This is a genomic window from Candidatus Aegiribacteria sp. (genome assembly GCA_021108435.1).
Lineage (GTDB): Bacteria > Fermentibacterota > Fermentibacteria > Fermentibacterales > JCC-6 > Aegiribacteria.
Window position 1 is genome coordinate 1 of the sequence record JAIOQY010000011.1, and the last position, 17,415, is coordinate 17,415.

At 45.6% G+C, this 17,415-nt stretch carries 16 protein-coding genes; 7 read left to right on the forward strand and 9 right to left on the reverse strand.

Going from position 1 to position 17,415, the window contains the following annotated elements:
* Nucleotides 1-17 precede the first annotated feature (17 nt).
* The 4 genes from K8R76_00550 to K8R76_00565 form a co-directional block, all read right to left on the reverse strand.
* Nucleotides 18-644, reverse strand: coding sequence for a TMEM175 family protein (locus K8R76_00550; protein MCD4846661.1), 627 nt, complete (start codon nt 642-644; stop codon nt 18-20).
* Nucleotides 645-665: 21 nt separating this feature from the next.
* Nucleotides 666-2,579: a T9SS type A sorting domain-containing protein gene (locus tag K8R76_00555; GenBank protein ID MCD4846662.1), complete on the reverse strand. Its 1,914-nt coding sequence runs from the start codon at nt 2,577-2,579 to the stop codon at nt 666-668.
* A 75-nt stretch (nt 2,580-2,654) separates the two neighbouring features.
* The gene (locus K8R76_00560) at nt 2,655-3,128 is read right to left on the reverse strand and encodes a nucleotidyltransferase (GenBank protein ID MCD4846663.1); all 474 of its coding nucleotides are present in this window, start codon (nt 3,126-3,128) and stop codon (nt 2,655-2,657) included.
* Nucleotides 3,129-3,269: 141 nt separating this feature from the next.
* Nucleotides 3,270-4,850: a hypothetical protein gene (locus K8R76_00565; GenBank protein ID MCD4846664.1), complete on the reverse strand. Its 1,581-nt coding sequence runs from the start codon at nt 4,848-4,850 to the stop codon at nt 3,270-3,272.
* Between the two features lie 873 nt (nt 4,851-5,723).
* Here K8R76_00565 and K8R76_00570 point away from each other — a divergent pair.
* From K8R76_00570 to K8R76_00580, 3 genes are read left to right on the forward strand one after another with little or no spacing between them, the layout of a single operon-like run.
* Nucleotides 5,724-6,107, forward strand: a complete 384-nt coding sequence (locus tag K8R76_00570) for a hypothetical protein (protein MCD4846665.1) — start codon at nt 5,724-5,726, stop codon at nt 6,105-6,107.
* On the forward strand, nt 6,070-7,512 hold the full coding sequence (gene xseA / locus K8R76_00575) for an exodeoxyribonuclease VII large subunit (GenBank protein ID MCD4846666.1): 1,443 nt from the start codon (nt 6,070-6,072) through the stop codon (nt 7,510-7,512). Before K8R76_00570 ends, xseA begins: the two co-directional genes overlap by 38 nt.
* On the forward strand, nt 7,505-7,738 hold the full coding sequence (locus K8R76_00580) for an exodeoxyribonuclease VII small subunit (GenBank protein MCD4846667.1): 234 nt from the start codon (nt 7,505-7,507) through the stop codon (nt 7,736-7,738). The genes xseA and K8R76_00580 overlap by 8 nt, the downstream gene beginning before the upstream one ends.
* Here K8R76_00580 and K8R76_00585 read toward each other — a convergent pair whose 3' ends face one another.
* From K8R76_00585 to K8R76_00605, 5 genes are read right to left on the reverse strand one after another with little or no spacing between them, the layout of a single operon-like run.
* Nucleotides 7,739-8,749, reverse strand: a complete 1,011-nt coding sequence (locus tag K8R76_00585; protein MCD4846668.1) for a glycosyltransferase family 9 protein — start codon at nt 8,747-8,749, stop codon at nt 7,739-7,741. It lies immediately after the preceding gene.
* Nucleotides 8,749-10,062, reverse strand: coding sequence for a tRNA (N6-isopentenyl adenosine(37)-C2)-methylthiotransferase MiaB (gene miaB / locus K8R76_00590; GenBank protein MCD4846669.1), 1,314 nt, complete (start codon nt 10,060-10,062; stop codon nt 8,749-8,751). The genes K8R76_00585 and miaB overlap by 1 nt, the downstream gene beginning before the upstream one ends.
* A complete protein-coding gene (locus K8R76_00595) occupies nt 10,059-10,682 on the reverse strand; it encodes a hypothetical protein (protein ID MCD4846670.1) in 624 nt (207 codons plus the stop codon). The genes miaB and K8R76_00595 overlap by 4 nt, the downstream gene beginning before the upstream one ends.
* A gap of 18 nt (nt 10,683-10,700) precedes the next feature.
* The gene (locus K8R76_00600) at nt 10,701-11,780 is read right to left on the reverse strand and encodes a UPF0164 family protein (GenBank protein MCD4846671.1); all 1,080 of its coding nucleotides are present in this window, start codon (nt 11,778-11,780) and stop codon (nt 10,701-10,703) included.
* A gap of 6 nt (nt 11,781-11,786) precedes the next feature.
* The gene (locus tag K8R76_00605) at nt 11,787-12,131 is read right to left on the reverse strand and encodes a PilZ domain-containing protein (GenBank protein MCD4846672.1); all 345 of its coding nucleotides are present in this window, start codon (nt 12,129-12,131) and stop codon (nt 11,787-11,789) included.
* Between the two features lie 207 nt (nt 12,132-12,338).
* Here K8R76_00605 and K8R76_00610 point away from each other — a divergent pair, with 207 nt between their 5' ends.
* From K8R76_00610 to glgB, 4 genes are all read left to right on the forward strand, one after another.
* Nucleotides 12,339-12,923 carry a YIP1 family protein gene (locus K8R76_00610; protein ID MCD4846673.1) on the forward strand — a complete coding sequence of 195 codons (585 nt, stop codon included), beginning with the start codon at nt 12,339-12,341 and terminating at the stop codon, nt 12,921-12,923.
* 120 nt (nt 12,924-13,043) lie between these two features.
* Nucleotides 13,044-13,469 (forward strand): hypothetical protein, encoded by a 426-nt coding sequence (locus tag K8R76_00615; GenBank protein MCD4846674.1) that lies wholly within the window; start codon nt 13,044-13,046, stop codon nt 13,467-13,469.
* A 199-nt stretch (nt 13,470-13,668) separates the two neighbouring features.
* Nucleotides 13,669-15,021 (forward strand): magnesium transporter, encoded by a 1,353-nt coding sequence (gene mgtE, locus K8R76_00620; GenBank protein MCD4846675.1) that lies wholly within the window; start codon nt 13,669-13,671, stop codon nt 15,019-15,021.
* 89 nt (nt 15,022-15,110) lie between these two features.
* Nucleotides 15,111-17,231, forward strand: coding sequence for a 1,4-alpha-glucan branching protein GlgB (glgB, locus tag K8R76_00625; protein ID MCD4846676.1), 2,121 nt, complete (start codon nt 15,111-15,113; stop codon nt 17,229-17,231).
* Nucleotides 17,232-17,415: the final 184 nt, after the last annotated feature.

The window sequence follows — 17,415 nt, forward strand, 5'->3', positions numbered from 1 at the left end:
TTCACAAGTGTACGTTGTTATGTCCGACCCTGGGTTCGGTTCGCGATCCGCGATGTCAGAAACGGCGCGAGTATGTAAACTACAGGACTCCATGCGGGTGCAAATAAGGCTACAACCATCCCGGTGATGGACAGACATGGAAGAACGAGGTTGATCTTGATTATCCGTCCAATCGCGCTCCTGTCAACACCCTCATTGAGCATCTCCGGATGCTTTATAAGTGATCTGCACTGAAGAAGGAAAAACATCCCTATCAGGAATATATTGGCATGAAAGAAGATGTTGGCAACAAAGTAATCTACGTGATTCCCGATCAGTGAAGATGAGAAAGGAATCACGCAGACAACCAGAAGTCCTCCCAGATTAGCCCATAGATGTTTTTCGCAGGTAATTTTCACGTATTTAAAAAGTTTCTGCTGAATTATCCAGAAATTTCCCAGAAGAAGGAAGCTGATCAGATAGGTCCAGAAAAGCTCCGAGTAATCAAGAAGATGATCCAGGAGATCACTGTTTGAACTGATGTTGTGTATCGTTTTCGGTACAGGAAGGCTGAGAACCATAATTGTCATGGCAATCGCGTATATACCATCAGTAAGACCCTCAAGACGGTGAATCGAGAGAAGCTTGATCTTCTTTTTACTCACTTCTTTCCCTTCTTCAGTATATCACATCCTACCCTGGATGATTAGTTTGGCTGACTGACGGATGTTACCCGGACCTGAAGCTTCCACCAGATAAAGCCCTGAAGGGACGGAGGACAGGTCCATATGCCTGTCTCCTGCGGAAAGACTCCAATCCCTGATCATTCTTCCTGAAAGATCATAAAGTGTCACTGAAAGCTCTGAATCGGCCATTCCGCTCCAGTTCAGGACTGTCATGGACATCGTCGGATTGGGCGTGAAGTAAAGGGTTCCTGTGCCGAAAGGCGGAGGCAGAGGACGATCATTAATTCCTGTAAGGTGCGGGGAAAGAACGTAATGCCCCGGATCGAACTGAACTTCATTCGGTTCAAAAGAAACGGTAAATACTTCGCTCTGACTCTGCAGATCATTCCACATCACAACAAGCGTATCCTCGGAAGTTCCGTATATCCCGAACTCAAGCGGCATGGTGAAAATCGGTCCGACTGTCTGAACCTGCTCCAGATCAACGGTTACATCCCAGTCACCGGCATTTTCAACCCAGTTATACTCAAGGTAGTATATAGGATAGCCCCAGTCATGCAGCCATGTGTCGAAGAACCAGTCGATATCCTCTCCTGATGCTGCTTCAACGTGATCACGGAAATCATCAGTCGTAGCGTTACTGTATGCGAATTCATTGAAATAATTATGCAGAGTGTTGTAGAACACCGTATCCCCGAGTATATGCCTGAGCATATGAAGGACGCTTGCGGCCTTCTGATAGGTCGTATAGCTCCACATCTCCGAAGGATTGGTAGGATTGGTGATTGGGAAAAGCTCCCCGCTGTTCAGATATGGAAGCATGATATCGTTGACCATGTAATCATCGTAAGCTTCAGGGCCGTAATATTCTGCCCATACGCCCTCACTGTAGACAGCAAATCCTTCGGACAGCCAGACATCTGTCCAGATCTCCTCTGTTACGCAGTTGCCCCACCAGTGATGACTCATTTCATGTGCAAGCAGCCAGTCATAATTATTGTATCCGTTAATGGCATAATAGATATGATAAACCTGTGTCAGGTGTTCCATATCACCTTTGGGCGTCTCGACATAGCTGAATTTAGTATCCCATGGATATGCAGAGTACGTACTCTCATACTGATCCATCATGAGATTCACATTCTGGAAACTTACGAGTGCATCTTCTATATCGTCCGGATATACGTAATACCAGATCCAGCTGTAAGTTGAATCCTGAAGAACCGCGTAATCGGACACTGAGAAAGCAGCAAGGTATGTAGGCATTGGCTGCGGCTGCACCCAGTGGAAAAAGGCTTTACCGTCGGATACCTTTTTCCAGGCCATATCACCGTTTGCGACAGCATACAGACCATCCGGTACGGTTATATAGAATTCAATGCTGGCCTTGTCTGAAGGATGATCCCAGCACGGGAAGATGGCCCTTCCAAGTGACGGCGGATCTGTATAAACACCAACGCCCATATGGAAATAAACGTCAGGATAGAACCAGAACCCCCCGAAGCCGCCGGCTCCTTCATTCCATGGAATTCCAGAATATGCCAGATATACCTCTGAAGTATCGCCTGGATTCATCGTTGAGGAAAGAGTAACGAATACCGAATCCTCCAACTGAGAATACACCAGAGGACCGGTAGTATCCCATACTGAATCGATCTGCATCTGAAGAAAATCAAACCGGATCTCATTCAGATTCGAAACATTAGATGAAAAGAGAACACCTGCGGTGGCTTCCAGTTCTCCGATATCAGGCAGTACTTCCACCCAGACTGTATAGTGAACAGCATCGTAATCATGCAAAGCCTTTTGCTCATAAAGGAGATGCATGTAGGGTCCGGCTATAGGCCGGCTCAGAACGGTCATGTCCGGACCTGGTCCTGGAGCCGCTATAAGCGCTAAAAGTAGAATTATCATGATTTGTCCTCTCTTCCATCATTATCCGTAAAGATCGAATTACCAATGAATTTCCTCAGAAGGAAAGACGGCGCACTATTTATTGTTATACGCATCCAATCGTTCGGCTTTTCTAAGATTATCTGCATCGATCTTATCCTGTGGTCTTGCGCTTACTTCTTTTGATCGTATGAGGTCAGACCGCGAAATGAAATATATCTTAAGATCATCCATTTCAACGACTTCACGATTCTTCCATGCCCGATCAAACTCGATTCCCGGAATCGACATCATGATATCGACCCTCAAAGGTGGCCTGCCCATCTGATAGAAATAATCTTTGTTTGTAAAATCATCTGAAGTAAGATTCTCCAGCGGTGCACCAAATTTCTTCAATGCTGTATACACTCTATTCGCATTATCTGGGTCAGTCGCAATGAAGACATCAAGATCTTTCGTGAATCGTGGTTCGCTGTATTTCATAACTGCGTATCCACCAACTATAAGATAACGGATTTCATGCTTTTCGAAAATTTTCAACAGTTCTTTGAAGTCTGGACTCGTCAGCATTTTTTCCTCGAATCAAAAAATAATCATTAAGCATATTCGTTACCGCTTCAAAAATAGCTATATCTCCCTGAGATTGCCAGAAGCGGATATCGAATAAACGTCTGTCATCCTTTATAAGTTGGTAATTTTCTTCTAATTTTATCATTTCTTATCCGTAAAGATCGAATTACCAATGAATTCCCTCAGAAGGCTTGTTCTTGGAACAAGATCCTCATCAATAGGTTTTATAAGATCAAGAAGGTCAAGGAGTTTCATTGCGGTATGGTAAGCATGTGAACCCGGCTTCACTTTCTGAAGCAGTGGTTCAGCGTATTTCTTAAGTACGGGCAGCTCATAGGCAAGCGAAGAGTTGAACATCGCGTCAGCATCCTCCTGAAAAGGGAAAATGTTCATTCTCTCACCTCTCTTTACCGATGGCCAGGCTGTAATCGTCTCTTCCGCGGAATACCCTCTCTGCGTGCTGTCTCTAACCATTCTCCTGACTAGTCTGCTGTCCGAAGTGGACATTCTTGTTATTCTGTCAATGTTCAGCTGTGTCAATGCCGAAGCATAGATCCTGAATTTCGATTCTTCATCGATTCCCGGCGTTAACTCGTCATTCAGACCATGAATGCCCTCTACTAGAAGGAATTCTCTCTCCTCAAGTTTCATTGGAATCTGATCGTCAATGCGGATACCTTCATGGAAATCAAATACTGGTGTTCTCGCTTCCTTCCCCTGAAGAAGGATATTCAGGTGTTCACCGAACAGTTCGGTATTGATAGCGTCCAGGCACTCAAAATCAGGCTTTCCATCACGACCTTTGGGAGTCTCGTGACGACTCCTGAAATAGTTGTCAACATTGATCACTCGGGCTCCGAAGCCCTTGGCAACAAGGTATGTCATGAGTAATTTTGCGAAAGTGGTCTTGCCGCTGGATGATGGTCCCGCGATCGTGATGATCCTTCTGGATGGATACATTTTTTCGAGTTTCTGAACGATCTGAACCATTCTATATGTCTGATAGAAGTGGCTCATTATTACCAGCTGTCTGCCGCCATCCTCTTCTATACGCTGATTGAGCTGATCGATATTCTGCACTCGCATGCGTGCGAAGTGCTTTTCCTCGAGGTCGAATTCCCTGTTCAGTTTCCATCGAGGTTTCCACTCGTTTATCTCGGGCCATGAGGCAGCTCCCGGGAATCTCAATACAAAATCCCTTGAGAGTGGCTTCAGTTCCCATTTTGTGAGCCATGACGTATTCGAAACGGCAGGTCCGAGTGCAAAAGCACAACTGCTTTCCAGCATATTCCCTCTGATTTCGCGCGAATGGGAACTCCAGGAAAGAAGCCGTCGGAAATCCTCCGGAAGTTGTTTATTATCAGCAAGATCTGATTTAACTGATTCTATAGGGATGGCTTCACTGACAATCCGATCCAGTTCAATACTTAATCTCTCAACAAGCTCCTCTGCACTGATATCCGGTCTGTTCTCCAATCTGCACCGAAAGCCGAGTGAAATCGAGTGCTCTACCCATAATTCTGCATCCGGGAATGCTCTTTTCACAGCCTGATCAAGCGCGAGAATCAATCCTCTACGGTATACTTCCCTTCCGTCACCTGTACCGGCAGGAACCGATTTTGTCTGAATGTCGTCAGAAATATCCTTTGAAAGTGATACCATTCTCCCGTCCGGTATCCTGAGAGCTATGGTGTTTCCTGCTGCAATCTCATTCTTGCTCAAGTATCCTCCATTATGTTTGAATCAGTGAAAAAATTTCTTCTGTATCAAAGATACAGCATGCGAAAAGCAATGCAAGTGAAGAATTACCCATCCTGAATTCCTTATTTCAGGGCTTGAAATTGGGCTTGATTTGCATGCAAATACACTGTTAACTACTCTTACCATGGGATATTGCAATTATTGTAATTATATCAGTAGAAAGAAATATCATGAATAACATCTGCTCGAAAGATCAAATATTGTCGTATTATTTACTATCTTTCCATAAATATCGCCATATTTCACATCATCTGCGTATCTTACCCCACATGTATTTCTTACTGTTTATAACCTATGACGTTAATTTAGTTTTTAATTATTATTAAACTGTCTTCAGAAGGCTGTGGGATAGTATGTGGAATCTCGCAGCCTCATGTACCCACATGCTCCCAGCTTGAGTATTATCGCTACCTCCGATGGCGAGTTACCATGTAAGCCACCGTCCTGCTAATGAAATGATTTCAGATATAATTCATCCAGGTATTATTTTTGTCGCATTATTTCCTGAATTCGAATTTTACCCCTCTCCCCCGCCGAAGGGAAAAGAAGGGTAAAAAGTAAAAAGTGAAAAATTCAGGAATTGAATCAGGAAATGAAGAGAAAGGAAAAAGAAATGAAAGTCTGTGGAATTCCCGAAATTGAAGGAAATCAAAACTCCCGAAAACTGATGCATTGAAAACACTGAACTGGAACGCAGAAGGTGGAAAAGAATAGAATGGTTGAAAATCCCGAGAAAACACGAAATAGCGGATTTCATTATTGAACTTGACCGGAAGGCAATTCTGGGGAATCTTATGTACTGAGATTGAAGAATGTATTACCGAAAGGGAATTTATGATTTTTCTTATGATTTTTCTTGTATCTGTCTCTACACCGACTCCTTTGCTGGATGCAGATGACAGCATAGCAAGAGGTGCTACTGCCATGTACACAATATCCCTTGAAGAGGGATATGAATACTGGATCCTTCTGGATTTTGACGAGACCGGCGGAATGGATCTTGATATCATTGTAGCTTCCGATGAAATGGACTACAACAGTTTCATTCAGATGCCGTATTTCGAGGATTATATGTACTCAAGGGATTTCTCTCTGGTTGAAGGTGCCTCTGAAGGCGTGGAGGATTTAGTTCTAACAGCACCGTATACCGGAACGGCTTATATCATCATACATGATATAGGTGAGACCGGCGGGGATTACCATCTCAGGATATTCTGACTGCACCCCGGACTTCACGGTTCTTTCACTTAACAGGCGGGTCAGTGAATTTCTGACCACTGCTTTCCCCGGACCTGTCTGGGTTCGGGGAGAACTAACCAGAACACCTAAGGTAAACCAGAGAGGTCATACTTACTTCCAGCTCGTAGAACCCTCCCCTGATGGCATGACTCAACCCCTTGCGGTAATTGACTGCGTTCTCTTTGCCTCTAATCGAGCAGGAGTTGTCCGCGAATTTGCCAGAGAAGGCAGCGTTTTTGAGCTTCGGGAGGGAATGAGCCTGAGGGTTCAAGGAAAAGTATCTCTCTGGGAAGCAGGCGGGAAGTACTCGTTTATCATTGATAGTATAGATCCGGCGTGGACAATGGGAAATCAGGCTCTTCTTCTTCGAAAACTGGTGGATAAACTGACTCCCGAAGGAGTCCTCACCTCAAACAGTGAACTCATAATGCCGAAGGCTCCCCTGAAGGTGGGATTGATCACAGCAGAAGAATCCGCTGCCAGTCATGATTTCCTGCATGGGCTGAGTACCAGTTCCTTTCCTTTTAAAGTGTATGCAGCCTGGGCCGTCATGCAGGGGACGGATACTGCAAATAGCGTAATAAGAGCGTTTAACGCACTTCTATCCATACCTGACATCGATGTTGTGGTTCTTACGAGAGGCGGCGGATCAGCCACTGATCTGGCCTGGTTCAACAATGAACATATCGCCCGAATAATCTCGCAGGTTCCGTGGCCGGTCATTTCGGGAATCGGTCATGAAACCGACACCACTCTTCCGGATTTTGCAGCGTTTGCAAGAGCTAAAACACCTACTCACGCAGCAGATATACTTGTAAACCGTGTAGCTGATCTCATGAGAGATATTGAATCTCTCGCGGTTGTGCTGCACAGATCCGCTTCCAGAGGAGTTGCATCAGCTCGAGAAAGGCTTTCGGGCAGCGCAAATATCCTCGCGCGGGGAGCCGGCATGATATTAAGAACCCAGCTTCATGAACTGCAAACACTTGAGAACTGGCTTGTGAAACATATTCAGAATAATCTCTCTTATACGTCAGGAAGGCTGAACAGATCAGGATTGTCCCTTGAAAAGGCAATTACCGCGGGATTGTCAGATCGGAGAGAAAGAAAGGTCCATTCTCTTTCAGAACGACTGATCTTATCCTTTTCCGGAAAACTGAATACCTTATCCATGCAGCTGGACAGCCTTGATGCGGTAATAACAGGGAATAATCCTGAAAGACTGTACAGAAGAGGATGGACAACTGTAAGAGATAAGAATGGTACGCTGATCAAAACTATCAGAAGCGTTAAGATACATGACGATATTGAGATATTATTCAGGGACGGATCCATAAATGCCGAGGCAAAGAGGGTTACCCCGGAAAGGGCTGATAATGACTGAGAAAAAAATAAAAGATGGAACATCGTACGAGAATTGCCTTGAAGAACTGACAAATCTGGTTGATGAAATCGGAAGAGATGACTGCCCTGTAGACCAGCTTGAGATCAAAGTTCGCAGAGCCGCAGATCTTATTCGAAACCTCAGGGGAAGGCTCGCCTCCACGGAAACTACTGTGCAGGAGGTTCTAAAGGAGCTGGAAAATGACAGAAAGGCTGATCAGGAGTAATTAAATTATTATCGCATTTTCAATGATATCGATAACTTCTGCGGGATCAGCTCCCTCAGGAGCATAGAGAACTTCCGATCCGTCCGATAGTGGCGCAAATCTTTCCTGATTATCTACTCTGAACAGAGCTATTACAGGAACTGAAAGGGCTGATGCTACATGCATCGGGCCATTATCCGCCGAAACGAATGCTTTCAGCCCGGCAATTCGGTCAATCATTCCGGTAACCGTCAGTTCCGGCATTACTTCTGCGTCGTAATTCCGACCCAGATATTCAGCAGTATCCTTCTCTTCCAGATTTCCCCAGTAAAGCTCCAGATGAATCCTGTCGGATATCATCTCTACTAGCTTCTCCATCAGATCCGGCGGATATTGCTTTATCCCGTTTGCGCCGACATGGAGACCGACAGCATCCCTTTTTTCTGATTGAAGGCTTCTGAGGAGCGGAGGTGACCATGAAGGCCATTTATCCCAGACACTTCCAAGGCTGTGCAGAGCACGGCTCTCATGCCATTCAAGAAGAGGTGCGGGTACAGTATGAGTAAACCATCCATCGTTGTTCTTCCCGGTTGAAGTGCTTATTCTGCATTCTGACCCTGACATCGCTGCGGACACGGCTCCGGACAGTGAAAATGAATGAGGATGGGCAGCGTCAATTGCCACATCGTACGAGGATTTGCGAAGCTCTCTTACCAGGCGTACGAATTTCCAGGGATTTCTTATCTGACCCTTCTTGTCGACTCCGATTACACTGTATCCCTGGCTTTCCAGTAATTCTGAAAAAACGTCACTTGCAAGGATTTCAAGATAGGCTTCAGGGAATCTTTCCCTTATACTGCGCAGCAGAGGTTCCAGCAGAACAAGATTTCCCAGCCTGTTGTCAGTTCTGATTACAAGTATTCTGGATGGATCTGAAGGCAGCTCAGTATTCCTGCCCGAAGTGAGAACAGCGCAGAGCATCCCTGAGAGATATTTTCTACCCCGGCGCTCAATTCTCTTCAGAAGTGCCATCAGATATCCTTTTCTCCGACTGGTTCACCAAAATGCGTCCATCCGTCGGCTCGCATAATTCTGACATCAACGAAAGTCCCCGGTTTGTAATCCGTTCCCTGAAGTATGACCATTCTGTTCCCGCGGGTTCTGGCTGCCTGCTGATCCGGTTTCTTCGCGCTGCCTGTAACAAGAACTTCAAGAACACGGTTTTTCAACTTGCCGGACTTCTCGAGTGTTATACCCCTCTGAAATTCCTGAAGATAGTTAAGTCTCTCAAGACGAACATCTTCAGGTATGACATCACCCAGATCGCATGCGGATGTGCCTTTACGTTCGCTGTATTTGAAAAGGAAAGCGTTATCATACCTTATCTCATCAAGCAGAGAGACCGTTTTCTGAAAATCATCTAAGGATTCCCCCGGAAAACCTGTAATGATATCAGTTGTCAGCACTATTTCAGGAATCGCGTCTCTGAGTATTCTGATCTTCTCAAGATACTCAGCAATTGTATAACCACGATTCATCATTCGCAGTATTCCATCACTACCTGATTGCACAGGAAGATGAAGATGATTGCAGATATTGTCATTCGAAACCATCACTTCAACTGTCTCTCTGTTTAAATCGCGAGGATGACTGGTCACGAACCGTACCCAGGCAGAGCCTGCAGCGTCGGACGCCTTATCCAGCAGATCCGGGAATGATGTATCCAGTTCACGGTATGAATTAACGTTCTGTCCAAGCAGTGTTATCTCTCTGTAGCCTTTCTCAGAGAGATATCTTATCTCTCTAATAATCGAATCGGCACTTCTGCTTCGCTCCCTCCCTCTGACATAGGGAACTATGCAGTATGAACAGAAATTGTTGCATCCACGCATTATTGTGACAAATGCTCCGGGAAATCTCTTTCTGAGCGGAACAATGCCTGTATAATCTCCCTTTCTGAACTCCACAAGAGCCTGTCTCGCAGAATTCTGAATTAATACGGGTAGATCCTTGTAACAATCCGGTCCTACAACAAGATCGAGATTACGGAATCTGTCCAGAAGATCCTGACCATGTTCCTGTGCCACGCAGCCACAGAGCACTATAAGAGGTTTCCCCTGTTTTCTGTTCTGCCACTTTCCGCCAAGTTGAGAGGCTCTTCCGAGAACCCTGGTTTCAGCGTGTTCTCTTACCGCACATGACACGAGAAGGATGACATCGGCCAATCCTGGATCCTCAACGTTTGTGAATCCGTCTGATTTCAGTATTCCGGCAATGATCTCCGAATCGTGTACGTTCATCTGGCATCCGTAGACATCCATATAGTAAGTTGACAGAGCCATCATCCCGGCAGTATCAGTTCCATTGCCAGAGCGGAAAATACCGGTATCCGGAAATTATCATCAAGGGGAAGATCGAAGAGTTCGGAAAGCGTGGCGACTACCGAACCGACAAGCAATGTTATTGGAGTAAGTTTCCAGCCGAACTGCGGTGAGAGCCATAGAATCGCAATACTCGCAAGAAGACAGCTATTCAAGGCGGCAAGGCTGCCGGCAAGAGTTCTGTTACCGACAAGTTTAATCCTTCCGAAGTGCTTGCCTACAAGCGCTGCAGCGCTGTCACCAAGGCTGAGGAACACTAGAGCGGCAATCGCGATTTCCTGACGAAAGACAAGTATGGTAAAAGAGGCTGAAGCAAAAACAATCGTTGCAGCGGTCATCCCGCCACCAAGTTCGCTCTCCCTTAGTACTTTCCCGAAAACACCGAGTATGAAGCTCTTAAAGGGCCTGAATCTTGCCTTAAGAATGTCGAAAAGAATAAAAAAGACAGAGATGACGGCAAGAGCGCTGGCAAGATATATCCTTCCGTTTACCGGATACATCCTGTAAACAATTACCGCTGCGACAGGGATAATAATTGACCCAGTATGAATGGTTTTTCTGATCAGTTCCTCAAAATAAGGCATAAAGAAACTACCGGTTCCTCAGAAGCCGACTCCAAGTGACATTCTGTGAGTGGCATCAAGTTCCTGATGGCTTAGATATGCGTAATCGAGACTTACTGGATGACTAAGAAGGCTGAACTTCAGACCCAGTCCTGCTGTCATTGATCCTTCAGAAGAACCAATTCTGAGGGCCACCAGATCCTTTATCAGGAATTCAGCCCCTATATGAGTGTCAAGGCTGATTCCATAAAAGTGATACTGCGCTGAATACTCCCTGCCTTCGAATCTGAAATCGGAATCAGCCGCTATAGTCGCTACCGTCGCGAACTTGGACAGAGGCCATCTTACAGCCATACCAAGCTTTACCGTTGGAAGAATGCTTTCAGTGCTTCCTGTATTCCAGAACAAGTGGGTTCCGGTTATATCCTGAAGATTCAGACCAAGTGTAAAGGCTTCCGAAGGACACCATTTCGCTCCAAGATCCAGTCCGAGACCGTAAGCACTGTAACCCATTAAGCCTCTCTGTATTATTTTGGCTGAGGCTCCAACAGAGAAATCAGATGAGATACTGCGGGACCATGTGAGATACAGAGCCCAGTCGACTCCACTTTCGTATGTGATCAGGCTCTCATCGTGGATGATCTCCTCACCTGCTTCCCAGTTCCCGTTACCCTCGGTACCATCGGGATTTGTATCCGGATCGTAATCATCGTCGCCCGCGTCTCCAGGTTCACCGGTACCATCTACACCAAACACTCCGTCAGAACCGGTATCATGATATTGAAGGTTGAGTGTATTGGCGATATCCCCTACATCAGTCCTGAATAAACTTGCGCCAAGCCCCGTAATACCGTTTGACCTTCCGTAACCCAGATAGTCGTACTTCACAATTCCACCGAATCTCTCGGAGTGCATGAACTGTGCTTCCTGCCCATTTATTCGGAATAGTCCAGCTGGATTCCAGTATCCAGCGGTGGCATCATCAGCTATGGCGCAGAAAGCGCCTCCCATGGCGAGACTCCTTGCTCCGGCACCAACGGAGAGAAATTCTCCGGCATATTTCGCTGCCTGCAAACCGGAAAATCCAAGAAGTAGAACCGGTATCAGTATTTTATACATGCTAACTCATCCTATTGTCTCAAGGTCAGATGTGTATTCAATGATAGTATTTCTCCCATCTTCTGAGATCTTTGTGAAAAACAGACCCAGACCGTATGACCCGTCCGAAAGCTGTTCTTCTCTGATAACAACCGCTCGGGCAGGAATTTCATCACCATCATATACTCGCAATAACAGTTCAACTCTTGTCAGTTCACCAATACTCCTGGAACTTACACAGTAAATCCCTGAGGCGCTGACATTCAAAGCGGTTACAGGTAGTACTGGCATATCCTCGGAACTGACAGAAAGCTGGCACCCTATGCTCGTTCTAAAGTAATCTCTCTTTTCAGCATCTGTTTTCTTATGCAAATCACATCTCCCGGATAATAGTGGACAGTCTGTATTTGCTGATTAAACCCAATGCTACCCCTGAAGTTCCAGCGTGTCAATATTGCTGCCTTAATTCCGTACTGAAATGCCAGAGTTGTTTCGATTATTACACTCTGGATTCTTCATGATTTTCAGTTATATTGCAATTTGAAAATTTCAACATTTAAAAATGAAAGGGGACCATATATGAATTCCTTGATTGAAAAAGTTAAGGAACTCCTCACCAAACCTGCTGAATTCCTTGTTAAGGTAAAGGACGAACAGACTACCCTTAAGGAACTTATAATGGGGTATGTCATTTTCCTTGCAGCAATACCTGCTATCGGAAATTTTATAGGTTATGCAGTTATCGGAAGAAGTATCTACGGACATGCTATAAGATACCCTTTGAAGTATGCTCTTCCCCATGCTATTCTCTGGTATGCAGCGAGTGTAGGGCTTGTCATTGCAGTAATATTTATCACACAGAAGCTTTCAACTAACTTTGGCGGAAACGGAGACATCAACGTTGCCGCACGTGCTATTGTATACTCCTACACCCCTGCATGGGTTGCCGGAGTATTCTATATCATCCCTGCGCTTTCTGTAATTGCTATGATAGCAGGATTCTACAGCCTTTATCTTCTCTGGATATCCACTGATAAAGTTCTTGATATCCCCGAGAGCAAACGGATGACTTTCATGATTATGCTTATAATCGCCGTGGTTGCTGTAGGTATATTCACCGGAGTTATTGCGGGCCTCGCTCTTCCGAATATCCCTGGGTTCTAGAGAACAGACATCCGCAAACTAATGATGGACTAGTTGCAGCTGAACCGTGGAACTGTTATTACTCAGACTGACTAATCTGATATTTTCAGATTATTTACAATTCCAAACAAGGAGGAGACAATGAACTATCTTGATGGTATCTGGCTTGCAGTACTCGGTATACTTGCTGCGCCAAATCTTATCATTGCGAAAAAACCTGAAGCCAAGGAAATCATCGGAAAAATGGCACCCTATCAGGGCTGGATTGGTGCAGTATCAGTTGTTTACGGAGTAATCGTTATCATACGATTCCTCAGCAATCTGAGTTTCTTCAGCGCCGCTCCAATAGGCTTCTTATCCTGGCTTGCTTCGGGTCTGCTTCTTCTCTCCCTTGGCCTTCTTCTTGGTGTCGGTATTATTAAAACCTTTGTCAGCGCTCCAGCCGCTGTAGAAAAACTTGACCTGACAATAGCAAAACTGGCACCCAAGCAGGGAACACTCGGTCTTGCAGGTATCTGTGTCGGAATCTGGATCATCGTTTATCGGATCATTGGAGCCGGCTTCTAGCAAAAACAGGTATTCAGAACCAAATGGATTCTACCGGGATCAGTCATCAGACTGTTCCCGGTAGATTTAACTATCCGGTCCTTTGCATGTATGAATACAATTTTCGATACAGCACATAGAAAAATGCTAACCATTGACAGAACAACCTATTCAGTTAGCTTCCACAGGATATACAGTACACGTTGCAGGGAGGTGAAATATGCCGATGACTCAAACGCACAGCGACTATGTGCGTAAACTTATTTCCAGCGGTGCTAAAAACAGAGCAATTCTTGTTCTGAAGAAAATGCATCCAGCGGATATCTCGGATCTATTCGGTACCCTGACACCGCCTGAATCTACGGGGCTTGTCGAAATACTTCACTCACAGAAAATGGCCGACAAAGTTCTCATGGAACTCCCGGAAGGTATTTTACAGGATATCCTCGAACGGCTTGATGATCAGATGACTGCAGAACTGCTTGCAGGACTCGAACCGAATGAATCACTTGCTTTCCTGGAAGTTATTCCTGAAGAGCGCAGAGATGTGCTCATGAGTATTCTTCCTCCGCTTAAAAGAAATAAAATCGAACAGCTGCTGATCTACCCTGAGGATTCCGCCGGGTACTGCATGAGTACCAGCTATATGTCCGTTAAAGCTGATCTTACAGCCGCACAGGCAGTTGAAGTGATTCGGGAGCAGAGTGAAGATGTGGATGTCCCGTTCTACGTTTACGTTACTGATGATGATGATAGATTATCCGGTGTGGTTCCACTGAGAAGGCTTGTTACCTGTCCTCAGAATACTACGATTCGAAAACTCATGATGGCGGATCCTTTTACGGTGAATGTCAATTCAGATCGAGAGGATGCTGCTTCACTGGCAAGAAAGTACGACATAATGGCCATTCCGGTTGTCGATGACAATCACAGACTGGTTGGTGTCATTCCAGGTGACAGTCTTTTTGATGTAATTGAAGAAGAAGCCACGGAAGACATGTACAGAATGGCCGGGCTTTCAGAGGACGACAGAATATTCAGTCCTGTCTCCACCGCATTCAGGCAGAGATTCCCATGGATATGGGTAAACCTGCTCACAGCATTCATTGCATCCCTTGTCATAAGGGCATTCCATGGAACAATTGAATCAGTTGCAATGCTTGTTGCTTTCATGCCTGTTGTTGCCGGCATGAGCGGTAATACTGGAAATCAGTCTCTGATAGTCATAACCAGAGGTATCGCTCTTGGAGAAATGGAATTCTCATCCAGCCTTAAAGCCATTTTCAAGGAAGCGAGAGTGGGCCTGCTCGTAGGTCTGGTAGCAGGCTTTGTAGCTTCTCTTGTGGCTATACTATTCCCCGGCGATACCAATCCAATGCTTCTCGGGCTTGTTATCTTCCTTGCGATGGTGGGAAATATGGGTCTTGCCGGCCTCCTGGGAGCTGCAATTCCCCTTGTTTTACGCGCTCTGGGACGCGATCCTGCCCTCGGCAGCAATATACTACTCACAGCGTTTACTGATTCGCTGGGCTACCTGCTTCTGCTTGGCCTTGGCATGATAATAATCCTCTAGTGAAACCCGGAATAAGAACACACCTTACAGATGATGAAATAAGTCTTATTTCAAGCGCATGCCTTGCTGATCCGTTCAGCCTCCTCGGAATGCATCCTCTCGGCGAGGATAATGATAACAGAATTGAAGTCAGAACATTCTGTCCTTCTGCAAAAGATGTTCAAATAAGGGTGGAGAATCAGAAGCAAGCTCCTATGGTCAAAGTACACAGTGACGGTCTTTTCGTCTGGCGATCCGATCCCGATACGAAACCTTTTTCATACACCTTGATAATTGAAAACGAAGACGGCACATTATGGGAGACCAGAGACCCTTACAGCTTCCTTCCGCAGCTTGGAGAGCTTGATCTTCATCTGCTGGCAGAGGGAAATCACTACGAACTCTACAACAGGCTTGGAGCAAGGCTCTGGACAGCGGGAGACATAAAGGGCGTACTCTTCTCCGTATGGGCTCCCAGCGCCAGTTCTGTCAGTGTTATCGGCAGCTTCAACAACTGGGACAGAAGACGTCATCCCATGCGTTCAAGAGGATCGTCAGGAGTATGGGAGCTCTTCATACCAGACATTACACAGGGAGACATTTACAAATACTCGATCAGAACAGAATCGAGTGATATCATCGAAAAATCCGACCCTCTCGCGCTTGCCTCGGAGTACAGACCCAGAACAGCTTCTGTAGTAGCGGATATATCATCATTCACCTGGTCTGATGACGAATGGATGGAGAGTCGAAAAACATCCGATCCTCTCTCCTCTCCTCTTTCTATTTACGAACTGCATGCGCCATCCTGGAAAAAACCGCATGACTGGAGGGACTTCACTTCCTGGGATGATCTCGCGGAAAACCTGATCCCATGGGTTAAGGAACTCGGTTTCACGCATATTGAACTCCTACCGGTAATGGAACATCCATTTGACGGGTCATGGGGATATCAGACTGTTGGATATTTCACACCTACCAGCCGACTCGGAACACCGGAGGACTTCCAGCGTTTCGTCAACAGCTGTCATACAGCAGGTATTGGTGTCATTCTGGACTGGGCTCCCGCGCACTTCCCTTCTGACGCAACAGGTCTTGGATATTTCGATGGTACATGTCTTTACGAACACGAAGACCCGAAAAAAGGTTTTCATCCTGACTGGAATACACTCGTTTTCAATTACGACAGAAAAGAAGTTAAGAATTTCCTCGTGGCAAGCGGGCTTTTCTGGCTGGACAAGTATCATATAGACGGCCTCCGTGTGGACGCTGTGGCATCAATGCTCTACCTTGATTACTCTCGAAAAGAGGGTGAATGGATACCGAACCAGTACGGAGGAAGAGAAAATCTCGGTGCGATTGAATTCATGAAGACACTCAATTCCATCATTCATAGAGATTTTCCAGGAGCTATGGCAATCGCAGAGGAAAGCACCGCATGGCCAGGAGTCACAACCCCCGTTTCGGAAGGCGGACTCGGTTTCACATTCAAGTGGAACATGGGATGGATGCATGATACACTCGATTTCTTCCAGAAAGAGCCTGTCCACAGAAAACACCATATCGAAAAACTAACGTTCTCTCTTCTCTATGCCTTCAGTGAAAACTACATACTCCCTATATCTCATGATGAAGTTGTCCACGGTAAAGCCTCGCTCTTAAGCAAATGTCCGGGAGACAGGTGGCAGAAATTCGCTAATCTCAGACTTCTTCTCTCCTATCAGTGGGCTCATCCGGGAAAACAGCTGCTTTTCATGGGAAGCGAATTCGGCCAGTGGAATGAGTGGAATCATGATACTGAACTTGACTGGAACCTCCTGAAGTTCAAAGAACACACCGGAATTAAAAGTCTTGTCAAGGATCTTAATCTCATCATTTCCAAAGATTCGGCGTTTTATGAACTGGACTGCAGTAATGAAGGTTTCAGATGGATTGACTTCAATGATGCTGAAAACACCGTCATATCCTTTCTGAGAAGATCAATGAACGGCAGAGAAGTTATCTGCGTTTTTAATATGACACCGGTTATCAGAGATAATTACTGGATGGGAGTACCCTCAGGGGGTACATATGCTGAAATCCTTAATACAGATGCAGATATCTACGGTGGCTCAGGAAAAGGAAACCTTGGAAGTGTTGAATCAAGACCATATGAAAGACATGGTCTACCCCACTCAATCAATATCACCCTCCCCCCTCTTGCAGCCCTGTTTTTAACACTGGAAACCTAACGCATCTCTTCAACTTTAACTGAATGGATAAACCACCTGTCTACAGAACGATAAATACCTTCAACACCACTGCAGATAGGTTTTTTCAGTGCTTCTTGCATAATGTCGCACTTTTAAACTATCCCTCATTATCTGCAAAGGTTCTGCTAAGTTTTCTTTAACCGCAGCAGAATCTTCAGGATAC

Coding starts and splice junctions, on each gene's coding strand:
- K8R76_00555 (MCD4846662.1), bottom strand. CDS start 2,579: ATGATAATTCTACTTTTAGCGCTTATAGCGGCTCCAGGACCAGGTCCG.
- K8R76_00560 (MCD4846663.1), bottom strand. CDS start 3,128: ATGCTGACGAGTCCAGACTTCAAAGAACTGTTGAAAATTTTCGAAAAG.
- K8R76_00570 (MCD4846665.1), top strand. CDS start 5,724: ATGATTTTTCTTATGATTTTTCTTGTATCTGTCTCTACACCGACTCCT.
- K8R76_00580 (MCD4846667.1), top strand. CDS start 7,505: ATGACTGAGAAAAAAATAAAAGATGGAACATCGTACGAGAATTGCCTT.
- K8R76_00585 (MCD4846668.1), bottom strand. CDS start 8,749: ATGGCACTTCTGAAGAGAATTGAGCGCCGGGGTAGAAAATATCTCTCA.
- miaB (MCD4846669.1), bottom strand. CDS start 10,062: ATGATGGCTCTGTCAACTTACTATATGGATGTCTACGGATGCCAGATG.
- K8R76_00595 (MCD4846670.1), bottom strand. CDS start 10,682: ATGCCTTATTTTGAGGAACTGATCAGAAAAACCATTCATACTGGGTCA.
- K8R76_00600 (MCD4846671.1), bottom strand. CDS start 11,780: ATGTATAAAATACTGATACCGGTTCTACTTCTTGGATTTTCCGGTTTG.
- K8R76_00610 (MCD4846673.1), top strand. CDS start 12,339: ATGAATTCCTTGATTGAAAAAGTTAAGGAACTCCTCACCAAACCTGCT.
- K8R76_00615 (MCD4846674.1), top strand. CDS start 13,044: ATGAACTATCTTGATGGTATCTGGCTTGCAGTACTCGGTATACTTGCT.
- mgtE (MCD4846675.1), top strand. CDS start 13,669: ATGCCGATGACTCAAACGCACAGCGACTATGTGCGTAAACTTATTTCC.
- glgB (MCD4846676.1), top strand. CDS start 15,111: ATGCATCCTCTCGGCGAGGATAATGATAACAGAATTGAAGTCAGAACA.